Below are 10,133 nucleotides of genomic sequence, written 5' to 3' on the forward strand. Positions count from 1 at the left end.
CGGCGGCCCACGGATTCAAGCCGGAGTGAGGGCACACCGAGCCTAGGCGAGGTGCCGAGTGGAGGGGCAAGAGCGTTTTGCTTACTTTTGCGCTCCACCAAAAGTGAGCCGCTGTAAGAGCGGAACCTATATAAGCCACCCCCCAATAACGGATATCCACACAACAACCCGCCAATAAACTGACATTGAAATGCCAGCAACTATTGGGTGTACATATCCAATCCCCCAGCTACTCTCCTAAAACCAATAAACCCCTAAAGATCGATATTTTTTTGACGCCAAGTCAGCAGTCGCCAGGGAGGCGTATGACAAAGGGACCCAGCGGCAGAGAGACGCACACGCTGCCAGAGGGCTCGGCCATGAAGTGGCGCCACACATTCCAAACCCGCATTGCCGGGGTGCTGGCGCTTTTGCTGCTGGTGGTCGTCGCCGCCACCTACTTCGCCGTCAAGGCCGCCACCACCCGTGCGGTGGAAAACCAGGCCCAGGTGCAACTCAACACCGGCAGCCAAGTGTTCGAACGCCTGCTGGACCTGCGCGGGCGCCGTCTGCAATACGGGCTCGACTGGCTGACCGTCGATGGCCCGTTCAAACACGCCGTGATCGAGGGCCAGACGGCGCCGATTCTGGCGGCGCTGCGTCGGCATGGCACCGGCCTGCGCGCCAGCGAAGTGTTTGTGCTCGACCTGATGGGCACGGTGATAGTCAGCACCTTGCCCGTATTGGCCCAGGGCCAGCCGTTTCCCTATGCAGAGGCCTTGCACCATGCACGGCGCAGCGGCCTGCAGATGTTGATCGTCGCCCTGGACAAGCAGCCCTATTTGCTGGTGCAAGAGGAAGTGCTCGACCCGCAGCCCATCGCCCGCGTGGTGATGGGCTTTCCCATGGACCGGCTGTTCGCCAATGAACTGCGCTCCATGAGCAACCTTGAAGTGTCGTTTCTCAGCGTGCAGGACGGCCACGTCGGAACGTTGTTCAGCACCCAGCCGGATGCCCACCAGGCCGCGATTATTCGCACGTTGCGCGAGGAACACCTGAACCCTGAGGCGCAGCTCACGGAGTTTTATGGGCAACGCATGCTCAGTCAGGTGCTGCCGCTGGCCAACACCGGCGATGGCGATGAAGTGCGCGTGTTGTTGCAAAGCCCGCTGGACCACGCGCTGGAATCCTTTGCGCCACTGGACCGGCAATTCCTTGCGATTGCCCTGGCGGTGCTGCTGGTGTCGCTGGCCGCCGCGCTGTTTTTGGCGCGCCGCGTGTCGCGCCCGCTCAACGCCTTGGTGCAGGCCGCCGAACGGATTGGCGCCGGCGACTACCGCACGCCGGTGCGGGTGCGCAGCCACGACGAATTCGGCCTGCTCGCGCGCGCGTTCAATGCCATGCAAAGCGGCATCGCCGTGCGCGAGCGGCAACTGGCGCATAACGCCCTGCATGACCCGCTCACCGGCCTGCCCAACCGTGCCCTGGCCATGGAGCGCCTGGGCAGTGCTATCAGCGCGCAGCGCCCGGTGGTGTTGCTGTACGTGGGCATCGAGAATTACCGGGTGATCAATGAAGGCTTTGGCCCCCAGGGTGTCGAGGACATGCTCCGTGAAGCCAGCCGGTGTTTGTCCATGAGCCTGTTGGCCAGCGACACCGCCGCGCGTATCGCCGGCAGTGAATTCTTGCTGCTGCTGGAAAACACCGAGATCGACCGCGCCGTGGCCCGTGCTGATCGCCTGTATGCGCTGCTCACCGAAACCCAGCGCATCGGCAACGACGAAGTGCGCCACGAGGTCAGCATCGGCATCGCCGCCTACCCGGCGGACGGCCAGCAGGTGGAAGAGTTGATCAGCCGCGCGGCCATTGCCCGGCATGATGCTGCGACCTTGCCCGGGCATTTGCAGATCTACCAACAGGACCGCGACCTCGCTCACCAGCGCCAGATCACACTGATCCGCGACCTGCGCCGCGCCGTGGTCGAGGGCGAATTGTTCCTGTGTTACCAACCCAAACTCGACCTGCAGGACGGCCGCGTGCGCCAGGCGGAAGCCTTGCTGCGCTGGCAGCACCCGACCCTTGGGCAGGTGTCACCGAGCGAATTCATTCCGCTGGCCGAACGCACCGGCAGCATCGGCGGCTTGACCCTGTGGGTGATTGAAGCCGCCATTCGCCAAATCGCCGAATGGGTAAAGCGCAGTTTGGTCATTCAGCTGTCGGTGAATATTTCCGTGGACGACCTGGCGGATGATGACCTGGCCATTCGCGTCACCGCCTTGTTGATGCAATACAACGTCGCGGCCGAGCAGCTGATTTTCGAGATCACTGAAAGCGCGATCATGCACAACCCGCAACAGGCCCTCAACGTATTGGAGCAACTGCGCCGCTGCGGCATCAGCTTGTCGGTGGACGACTTCGGCACAGGTTATTCATCCCTCGCGCAGTTGCAGCGCCTGCCGGTGCAAGAAGTGAAGATCGACCAGTCGTTCATACGCAACCTCGACAGCGCCAGCGGTGACGGCGTGATCGTGCGTTCGACCATCGAAATGAGCCATAACCTGGGCCTCAGGGTGGTGGCCGAGGGCGTGGAATTTGAACCCAGCCTGGCGCTGCTCAAACAATGGAAGTGCGACACGGCCCAGGGAAATTTGATCAGCCGGCCATTGAACGCAATGGCGTTCGAAATGTGGATGCGGCGTGAGCGTGCGCCCGTCTGAAATCCCAGCCTGTTGCTACAGCTTTTCCAGGTGTGGTCGATACCTTCTACACAGCCTGACCGTTTGCATAGGTTTTTTGCCGACCAACGGTTTGTCCTGAGCGTAAATTCAATGATGGCAATTGGCCTTGCTTGCGGCATTATTCAACCCGCAGCATCCGTTGCCCATTTCTGTGCCAAGGCAGGCCGCCTCCTTTTTTTATTTCGTGCGGACCCCGAATGCCCAGGACTTTCCAGCAGTTATCCGTTGTTTTCCTGTTGCTCTCAGCCTGTAACGTGGTCGCTGCGGCAACGCTGGACGTGTTCACGCGTCAGGCGGATGGCACCGCAGTGAGTGATGCGGTCGTGACCCTGCAAGGTCCGGTCGGTGTACCCGCCGGTACGCTCAAGGCCGACATGGACCAGCGCGGCCAGCAGTTCGCGCCCCGTGTTCTGGCGGTGCACACCGGCACCCAGATTCGCTTTCCCAACAGCGACAATATTCGCCACCAGGTGTATTCCTTTTCGGCCGCCAAGCGCTTCGAACTGCGTCTTTACGAAGGCACACCTGCCGACCCGTTGTTGTTCGACAAACCCGGTGTGGTGGTGCTGGGCTGCAATATTCATGATTGGATGCTTGGCTATGTCTACGTCACCGACGACCCGCGGTTTGGCGTCAGTGATGCCCAGGGCCGGGTGCGTCTGGACGGGCTGCCGGCGGGTACCTACCACGTCACGGTGTGGCACCCACAACTGGCCGACATGCAGCCGCTGGATGGCGGCACGGTGAATGTGCCTGCCAGCGGCTTGAACCATGCTGTGCAGTTGGCCCTGGAGCCGCGTTCGGCTGATGTGCCGAGCGCACCAGCGCCGACAACGTTTGGCGATGCCTTTAATCGAGCTGCCCGTGAAACTGCGCAGTAGCTTTCAGGCGCGGGTCGCCAGCGTTCTGATCCTGCTGTTGCTGGTGGTAATCGGTGCGCTGTACTTCAGCGTCAAGGCCGCGACCCGTTCGGCCGTGCATGGCCAGGCTATGACCCAGTTGCAAGTGGGTACGCGGGTGTTCGAACGCTTGCTGGAAGTACGCGGCCGCCGCCTGGCCGACGGTGTGCAATTGCTGGCGGCGGACTTCGGCTTTCGCGATGCGGTGGCCAGTGGCGATTCGGCAACCCTGCGTTCCGTGCTGCTTAACCATGGCAAGCGCATCAATGCCAGCGACATGATTTTGCTCGGCATGGACGGCAAAGTCCTTGCCAGCACCCTTGATGACGTGCCCGAGGGATCGACCTTTCGTTATGACCAGGCGCTGCGCGAGGCGCGGCGCAACCGCCAAACCATGCTGATGGTGCCGCTGCAAGGCAAGCCGCACCTGTTGGTGGAGGCGCCGGTGCTGGCGCCGTTGCCGATTGCCCGCGTGGTGATGGGGTTCAGCATGGACAGCGCATTTGCCGATGAACTGCGCTCGCTGAGCAATCTGGAGGTGTCGTTCCTGACCATTGATCGCCAGCAGCCGGGCGAGCTGGTCAGCACGCAGCCCCAGGTGCTGCGCGACAGCATCGTCAACTTGATGCTGGGGGGCGCGATGCGCCATGGCGTGTCCACCACTGAACACCTGGCGCAGCGTTTTCTCAGCCAGTCGTTGGTGTTGGCCAGTGACCAGGACGGCCAGGTATTGGCGTTGCTGCAAAGCCCGTTGGATACGGCGATGCAGGCGTTTGCGCCGTTGGATGAAAAGATCCTCGGCATTGCCCTGATTGCGCTGGTTGCCTCGCTGATCGGCGCCTTGCTGCTGGCGCGCGGCGTGTCACGACCGGTACAGGCCCTGGCCCTGGCTGCTGAGCGTATTGGTCAGGGCGATTACCAGACCCCTGTGATGCTTGCGCGCAGCGACGAGCTTGGGCGGCTGGCACACGCGGTTAATTCGATGCAAAGCGGCATCGCCGAACGTGAACAGCAACTGGCGCACAACGCCTTGCACGACCGCCTCACGGGTTTGCCCAACCGCGCATTGGCGATGGAGCGTCTTGGCAGTGCCATCGCTACCCGACGCCCGATAGCACTGATCTACCTGGGGATTGATAACCTGCGTGCCGCCAGTGAAGCGGCAGGTCCGGCTGCCGTGGACCAACTGCTGCTGGATGTCAGCCACCGCCTGCAAGCCGCCTTGCGTCCCGGCGATACGGTGGCGCATTTGATCGCCGACGAATTCCTTTTGCTGTTGCAAGGCGCGGGCAGTGACGAAGCGGTGGGCATGGCCGACAAGCTGCAACAACTGCTGCTGCGTCCGCAGCGCATCAGTGGCCATGACCTGGCGCTGGATTGCCGACTGGGCATTGCCGCGTACCCGGCCGATGGCGAAAGCGCCCACACCTTGTTGGAGCGGGCGGCGATAGCAATGAAGGACGCAGCACAAATGCCTGGCCGCTTGCAGGTTTACGAACACGGCCGCGACCTCGCGCACCGTCGCCAGATCACGCTGATCCGCGACTTGCGTCACGCGCCGAGCCAAGGCCAGCTGCTGTTGCATTACCAGCCCAAGCTGGACATTCGCCAGGGCCATGTGCGCCAGGCCGAAGCCTTGCTGCGTTGGCAGCACCCGCAGTTCGGCATGGTTTCGCCGGCTGAATTCATCCCGCTGGCCGAACGCTCGGGCAGCATCCAGTTGCTGACTCACTGGGTGGTCGAGGAGGGAATACGCCAGTTGTGCGAATGGAACCGGCGTGGGCTGTGCCTGCAACTGTCGCTGAACATCTCGGCGGATGATTTGCTCGACGATGAGCTGGCGCATCGCGTCTCTGCATTGCTGCGTCGCTATGGTTTGCCGGCCGAACAGTTGCTGTTTGAGATTACCGAAAGCGCAGTGATGCGCGAGCCGGAAAAAGCCCTGAAAGTCCTGCATCTGCTGCGCGATTGCGGGATCAGCCTGTCGGTAGATGATTTTGGTACGGGGTATTCGTCGCTGGCGCACCTCAAGCGCCTGCCGGTGCAAGAGTTGAAAATCGACCAATCCTTCGTGCGCAACCTTGATGAAACCAGTGAAGACGCAGTGATCGTGCGTTCCACCATCGAGATGAGCCACAACCTGGGCCTTAAAGTCGTGGCGGAGGGCGTCGAATACGCCCACAGCCTGCGCCTGCTGGAGCGCTGGCAGTGCGACACGGCCCAGGGCTACCTGATCAGTCGGCCATTGAGTGCCGACGCGTTCGAAGCCTGGGTGGCCTTGCCTCTCAGTGCGCAAACTTCCTTGGTTCATTGAGTGGCATGACGTTGCGTTCTTCTTTACTGATTGGTGGCCTCGCCGCGCTGACTTTGCAAACGGCGCTGGCCGATAACGGCCGCTTGATCGCCACCGGCGGCGGCAGCAGCCTTGAGGGTGCGGCGGGCGGCGGCATCACACCTTGGGCAGTGCTGGCGGGTTACGGTGAACAGCACGAGTGGGGCGCCACCGCCTTCGCCACCACGGTCAACCTGCCAGACTACCGGCTGGATGTGGCGGGCCTGGCGTTGGCCTACGACAACCGTGTCGAAGTGTCTTTCGCCCGCCAGCGCTTCGATCTCGGCACCTTGGTGCACACCCTCAATTTGCCCGAAGACCACCTCGGGCAGGATGTGCTGGGACTGAAGGTACGCGTGTTCGGCGATGTGATTTACGACCGTTTGCCCCAGGTGTCCCTCGGTTTGGAATACAAGCACCAGACCAATTTTGATATCCCTGGCCTGGTCGGTGCCAAGCGCGACAGCGATGTTGAGGGCTACCTCGCCGCCAGCCGTTTGTTCATGGGCGCCGCCTTTGGCTACAACGTGCTGGTCAATGGCAGCCTGCGCTACAGCCGGGCCAATGAGACCGGCTTGCTCGGCTTTGGCGGTGATCGCCGTGACAGCCGCAGCCTGCTCAAGGAAGGCTCGGTGGCGCTGCTGCTCAACCCGCGCTGGGCGGTAGGCGTTGAGTACCGCGAGAAGCCCGATAACCTTTCGTTTGCCGGTGAGAGTGATTGGGCGGATGTGTTTGTCGGCTATTTTCCGAACAAGCATGTGTCGTTTGTATTGGCTTACGCACGCCTTGGGGCGATTGCCACGCTGGATAACCAGAATGGTACTTACCTGTCGTTGCAGGGGAGTTTTTGATGCGTTTTTTACTCGTGTTTCTGATGGTGCTGGTCAGTGCTTGCGCCCAGCAGCCGCCGAAGAACGACAGCCTTTATCGCGACCTCGGCGCCATGCCGGGGATTACGCGGATCGTTGAAGGCATGCTGCTCAACATCGCGCGTGATGAACGTATCGTTGAGCGGTTTCGTCGTGTGGATATCCAGCGTTTGCGTAACAAGTTGATCGAACAATTCTGTGTCGAGGCGGGTGGGCCGTGTACGTACACCGGTGACAGCATGGCCGAGAGCCACAAGGGGCAGCACATAAGCCGCAGTGACTTTAATGCGCTGGTGGAGGATTTGATCAAGGCGATGGACAGTCAAGGTATTGCGGTGCCGGTGCAGAATCGCTTGATTGCGCGGTTGGCGGTGATGCGGGGTGAGGTGATCGGGCGCTGAGCGTCGCTGGCATGGAGGTGCAGGGTGGTTGGCAACGGATATCTACCCACCGACCCACCCACAACATGAAAAAAGGCGGCTACCCCTGAGGGTAGCCGCCTTTTTTTACCGCCAGTCTTGCTTAATCCGGCAGTTTGAACGCCATCACATAGTCACCCTGCTTGGTGCCCAGCGAGCCGTGACCGCCGGCCATGACCAGCACGTACTGCTTGCCGTCCTTGCCGGTGTAGGTCATCGGTGTGGTTTGCGCGCCTGCTGGCAGGCGGCCTTCCCACAGTTGCTTGCCGTTTTTCACGTCGTAGGCACGCAGGTACTGGTCGAGGGTACCGCTGAGGAACGCGACGCCACCGGCGGTGGTGAACGTACCGCCCAGGCTAGGCACGCCCATGGTCAGCGGGACTGGAACCGGCGAGCTGTCGCGCACGGTGCCGTTCTTGTGCATCCAGATGGTTTTGTGGGTGGTCAGGTCGACCGCCGCTACATAACCCCACGCCGGGGCCTGGCACGGCAGGCCCATTGGCGACAGCAGCGCTTCGAGGATCACGCCGTACGGCGCGCCTTTGTTCGGCTGTACACCTTCGGTTTCACTGACGCGCGGGCCTTGCTTGGCGATGTCGGCAGCCGGGATCAGCTTCGATTTGAACGCCATGTAGCTTGGGTTCACGAAAGCGATCTGGCGTACCGGATCGACGGAAATGCCGCCCCAGTCGAACACACCGAAGTTACCCGGGTAAACGATCGAGCCTTGCAGCGATGGCGGAGTGAACGGGCCGTCGTAGCGCATCGACTTGAAGTCGATCCGGCAGATCAGTTGGTCGAACGGAGTCACGCCCCACATGTCGCGCTCTTTCAACGGCGGCGGCATGAAGTTCAGGTCGGACTTCGGCTGGGTAGGCGAGGTGTGATCACCGGCCACCGCGCCTTGCGGCACAGGGATTTCGTTGATCGGCACCACCGGTTGGCCGTTGGTACGGTCCAGCACGTAGATGCTGCCTTGCTTGGTCGATGCCATTACCGCTTGCTTGACGCCGTCAGCGGTCTTGATGTCGATCAGCGACGGCTGGCCGCCCACGTCCATGTCCCACAGGTCGTGGTGAGTGAACTGGAAGGTCCACTTCACGTGACCAGTGTCGATGTCCAGGGCGGTCAGGCCGGCGCTGTATTTTTCAGAGTCCGGAGTACGGTCGCCGCCGTACTGGTCGGGCATCTGGTTGCCCATCGGCAGGTAGAGCATGCCGAGTTTTTCATCGACGCTGAACATGGACCACATGTTCGGCGAGTTGCGGGTGTAGGTCTTGCCCTCGGCCAACGGGGTGGTGTCGTCCGGGTTGCCGCTGTCCCAGTTCCACACCAGCTTGCCGGTGTGCACGTCGAACGCACGGATCACGCCGCTAGGCTCGTCGGTGGAGACGTTGTCGGTCACGTGGCCGCCGATCACCACCAGGTTCTTGGTGACTGCCGGTGGCGACGTGGAGTAGTAACCGCCTGGGGCGAAGCTGCCGATGTTGGCACGCAGGTCGACCTGGCCTTTGTCACCAAAGTCTTCACACATCTTGCCGGTGTCGGCGTTCAGGGCGATCAGACGGGTGTCGGCAGTCGGCACGAAGATGCGTTTCGGGCAGGCAGTCGGCGCGGCAGCCGGGCTGGCGCTGCCGGTCGGGCTTTGCTCGGAAGCGTAGGCCGCATCATCGTGATACGACACGCCACGGCAGGTCATGTGCGCCCAACCCTTGAAGTTCTGCGCACCCTGGGTGCTGATCTTCGGGTCGAAACGCCAGATTTCCTTGCCGGTGTCCGGGTCCAGGGCAATCACTTGGCTGTGCGGTGTGCACACGTACAGCATGCCGTTGACTTTCAGCGGGGTGTTTTCCGCGGTGGTTTCACCGGGGTCGCCTGCGCCAGGAATGTCGCCGGTACGGAAGGTCCACGCCGGCACCAGCTTGTGGGCGTTTTCCGGAGTGATCTGCGCCAGTGGCGAGTAACGGTCACCAAAGGCCGAACGGCCATAGGAGTTCCAGTCGCCATCGGCTTGGGTCGGTGCTGCGCTGGCCATGCCAGGTACAGCGTCGCGGTCCAGTTGGCCGGTCTTGACCATCTCACCCGGGTTGGTGAATTGGCTGGCGAGGGCGGCAGCGCCTGCCAGCACCACGGCCACGCTCAACGCGCCAGTGCCCAGCGGGGCCGGTTGGCCACGCAGCAGCGGACGACGGAACCACGGGAGCAACATGACGATGCCCAAGGCGAACAGCAGGGCCAGACGCGGCACCAGCTGCCACCAGTCCAGGCCGACTTCCCACAATGCCCATACGGTACTGGCGAACAGCACCAGTGCGTATAGACCCAGCGCAGCGCGGCGGGTGGCCAGCAGCAACACGCCGGTGAGGGCGATGCCGATACCGGCCAGCAGGTAGTACAGCGACCCGCCGAGCATGCTCAGCTTGACGCCGCCGGCCAGCAAGGCCAGGCCCATGATCAGCAACAAGACGCCTAGCAGCCTGGGCAGCAGGCGGCTTGGGCTTGAGGCACCATCAGTGCTCATAGTGTGTATCTCCGTGACGTTGGAATAATTATGTAACCCCGAGCTTCACTGTAGATGACGATTCGGCGCGGGCTTGGTTCAGCGTTATTTGGGTTTTTCTGTGGATAACCGGGTTATCCACAGGCGGGCGATTTATTCCCAGGCGCAGGTCGGTGTAAGACAGCGCTGTCTTTGAGAAGAGGAAAATTCAGCAAGATGGGGTCGACCGCGGGAGTGAAACGTTTCAGTTTGTTGCGGCAAGGATAAAGCGCCTTCTCGTTTTGAGAAAGCGTAAATCGAGAGATGCATCATTTCAGATCTGGTAACAGTGACAGAACGTCGCTGCAAAAATGTCTGCGAAAGCTGGCTCGTGTGGGAGCCGGGCTTGCCCGCGATG

At 61.7% G+C, this 10,133-nt stretch carries 7 protein-coding genes; 5 read left to right on the forward strand and 2 right to left on the reverse strand.

The annotated features are described in order from the left end of the window. The first annotated feature begins 359 nt into the window (after positions 1-359). From WBB95_RS22170 to WBB95_RS22190, 5 genes are all read left to right on the forward strand, one after another. Entirely contained in the window at positions 360-2,696 is a 2,337-nt protein-coding gene (locus WBB95_RS22170) for a putative bifunctional diguanylate cyclase/phosphodiesterase (RefSeq protein ID WP_424489515.1), read from the forward strand. Between the two features lie 218 nt (positions 2,697-2,914). Further along, a complete protein-coding gene (locus WBB95_RS22175; RefSeq protein WP_424489516.1) occupies positions 2,915-3,598 on the forward strand; it encodes a methylamine utilization protein in 684 nt (227 codons plus the stop codon). Next, positions 3,582-5,930, forward strand: a complete 2,349-nt coding sequence (locus WBB95_RS22180) for an EAL domain-containing protein (RefSeq protein ID WP_424489517.1) — start codon at positions 3,582-3,584, stop codon at positions 5,928-5,930. The genes WBB95_RS22175 and WBB95_RS22180 overlap by 17 nt, the downstream gene beginning before the upstream one ends. Positions 5,931-5,935: 5 nt before the next feature. Continuing rightward, positions 5,936-6,799 carry a DUF3034 family protein gene (locus WBB95_RS22185; protein ID WP_424489518.1) on the forward strand — a complete coding sequence of 288 codons (864 nt, stop codon included), beginning with the start codon at positions 5,936-5,938 and terminating at the stop codon, positions 6,797-6,799. After that, a complete protein-coding gene (locus WBB95_RS22190; RefSeq protein ID WP_424489519.1) occupies positions 6,799-7,218 on the forward strand; it encodes a group I truncated hemoglobin in 420 nt (139 codons plus the stop codon). The genes WBB95_RS22185 and WBB95_RS22190 overlap by 1 nt, the downstream gene beginning before the upstream one ends. Before the next feature lie 121 nt (positions 7,219-7,339). On the opposite strand, the gene WBB95_RS22195 is transcribed toward WBB95_RS22190, so the two are convergent. Together WBB95_RS22195 and WBB95_RS22200 are read right to left on the reverse strand one after the other, a co-directional pair. Beyond that, the gene (locus WBB95_RS22195; protein WP_424489520.1) at positions 7,340-9,757 is read right to left on the reverse strand and encodes a glucose/quinate/shikimate family membrane-bound PQQ-dependent dehydrogenase; all 2,418 of its coding nucleotides are present in this window, start codon (positions 9,755-9,757) and stop codon (positions 7,340-7,342) included. 132 nt (positions 9,758-9,889) lie between these two features. Continuing rightward, positions 9,890-10,133: hypothetical protein (locus WBB95_RS22200; protein ID WP_424489521.1), on the reverse strand; the 244-nt coding region annotated here is incomplete at its 5' end.

This window comes from Pseudomonas sp. (assembly GCF_049645325.1).
Lineage (GTDB): Bacteria > Pseudomonadota > Gammaproteobacteria > Pseudomonadales > Pseudomonadaceae > Aquipseudomonas.

Coding starts and splice junctions, on each gene's coding strand:
- WBB95_RS22170 (WP_424489515.1), top strand. CDS start 360: ATGAAGTGGCGCCACACATTCCAAACCCGCATTGCCGGGGTGCTGGCG.
- WBB95_RS22175 (WP_424489516.1), top strand. CDS start 2,915: ATGCCCAGGACTTTCCAGCAGTTATCCGTTGTTTTCCTGTTGCTCTCA.
- WBB95_RS22185 (WP_424489518.1), top strand. CDS start 5,936: ATGACGTTGCGTTCTTCTTTACTGATTGGTGGCCTCGCCGCGCTGACT.
- WBB95_RS22190 (WP_424489519.1), top strand. CDS start 6,799: ATGCGTTTTTTACTCGTGTTTCTGATGGTGCTGGTCAGTGCTTGCGCC.
- WBB95_RS22195 (WP_424489520.1), bottom strand. CDS start 9,757: ATGAGCACTGATGGTGCCTCAAGCCCAAGCCGCCTGCTGCCCAGGCTG.